At 40.4% G+C, this 1,902-nt stretch carries 2 protein-coding genes and 1 pseudogene; 1 reads left to right on the forward strand and 2 read right to left on the reverse strand.

Going from position 1 to position 1,902, the window contains the following annotated elements; all coding sequences use genetic code 11:
• Positions 1–211, forward strand: a pseudogene (locus FW757_RS22985) (calcium:proton antiporter); the annotation flags it as partial.
• A 202-nt stretch (positions 212–413) separates the two neighbouring features.
• Here FW757_RS22985 and FW757_RS22990 read toward each other — a convergent pair.
• Both FW757_RS22990 and FW757_RS22995 read right to left on the reverse strand, forming a co-directional pair.
• A complete protein-coding gene (locus FW757_RS22990; protein ID WP_064626653.1) occupies positions 414–1,283 on the reverse strand; it encodes a DMT family transporter in 870 nt (289 codons plus the stop codon).
• Positions 1,284–1,285: 2 nt separating this feature from the next.
• Positions 1,286–1,738 (reverse strand): GNAT family N-acetyltransferase, encoded by a 453-nt coding sequence (locus tag FW757_RS22995; RefSeq protein ID WP_064626652.1) that lies wholly within the window; start codon positions 1,736–1,738, stop codon positions 1,286–1,288.
• Positions 1,739–1,902: the final 164 nt, after the last annotated feature.

Consider the following 1,902-nt stretch of genomic DNA (forward strand, 5'->3'; position numbering starts at 1 on the left):
CGCGCTTACTGTGCCAGCCGTTCTATTCATCGGCGCGATGATGGATCAAGAGGTTCGTCTTGGTCTATCCTCTTCTGATTTGGTATTACTTGTCACCACTTTAATGGTGTGCAAGGTAACATTCAGTAGTGGCCGAACCAATGTATTGCATGGCGCAACGCATTTGGTTCTGTTTGTGGTTTATCTTTTCCTGATGTTTGAGCATGCTTAGTCGATAACTTCAAATTCAATAAACCGCAGCCAATAAAAAGCCCGAGTTTAAACGCTCGGGCTTTTTATTGGCTGCAAGGCTTACGGTCAAATACGCTCTACACATTCACGAGCAATTACCAGCTCTTCATTGGTTGGGTTTATATTCATGGTAGATGTCATCAATATATTTTCTAATTCACTTTCGCCTATGCCTTTTGGGTTTATTCGGACGGTTGATTCAACCGATTTACTTGTAACAACATTTTCCAAGGTAATAAAGGTAGTATGATCATCAATATCCCTAATATGGTAAAAAAGTCTGGCACTTCATTGAATAAAGTAACACCAAATAAGGTGACAAATACCAGTCCTGAGTTCTCTGCTAGGGCAATAGAATTAGCAGGTGCTCGTTGATACGAAGCAACAGCTAATCCGTTGTAAGTAAGAACCAAAGTTGCACTTGCCAAAATGAACAGCAGATTCGTGGTCGAAAGAGGCACCCAATGGAATATAGCTAGGCAGCCAGAGATCGGTAGTGAAAGTAATGATGTCCAAAAAAGCGTGCTGACAACAGTTTGCTCCGTTGGTAATTTTTTCGCGGTAAGGTTGAACAAGGCAATTGTAAATGTAGTAACAAGGGCGAAGACTACCGCCAATTCAAATTCTGATGGTCTTAAAACCACAATCACTCCTGAAAACCCTATAAGAGATAATACACTGCTCTTAATCGTTAGTTTCTCTTGGAGAAGTAAAATCGATAATGGAAGCATCATTAGTGGCGCAGCATGAAAAATCGCATTAGCCGTAGCTAAAGTTAAGTGAGTGATTGCAATTACCATGCAACCACTGCCTATTATAATTAGATGTGCCCTAAATAGATTGAGTTTAGCGCTATACAGTTTTCGCTTTTGCTTGGACTGCTTTAACCATAAAGGATAAATAACTAAAGTAGAAAATAATTGCCGTATAAAAATGTATTGAAAGGCTGATACCTCCCCATTAAGTAACTTAACTGCGACATCAGATAGTGAAGCAGCAAGATTACCTAATATGAGAAAGATAATCGCGAGGTTTACCACAGGAAAAGACACTGTTATTTTTCCAACTTCATATCGATATGTGGGATGTCATCCTCCAAATACATTACAGAAGTCGGCATAAATCCATGGTTTTGGTAGAATTCTGATAGGTGTTCTTGAGCGCCAATTTCGATTGACTCTCTGGGCCACAACTTGTCACATGCACATAGAGCCTCTTGTACCAGTTGATGCCCTATGCCCCCTCCACGAGAATTTTTTGAAATAGCAACACGACCAATACTGACGGATGGATAACTAACCCCCTTTGACATTAAGCGTGCGCAGGCCATTAACTTGCCACCTTGATAACCCAGTAAGTGGTAAACACCTTCTTGGTGATCTTTACCATCCAACTCAGGATAGGGACATTCTTGCTCGACAACAAACACGTCAACTCTGAGTTTTAGCAGTTGATATAGTTGCATTGTTGTTAATTGGGGAAACGGATGGAGTTGCCAAGTAATCATTTTAATTCAGCCTTACACATATTGATATCCGAAATGTAGCAAGGTGAATAAGTCTAGACATTAACAATTGTTAAGTTGGATTGCGTTTTTTGATACGACTCAGGCTGATCGGTGTAATGCCAAGATAAGCTGCAATTTGATAATCGGTGAGGCGCTCTAACAAG

Source organism: Pseudoalteromonas sp. 1181_04 (assembly GCF_052850545.1).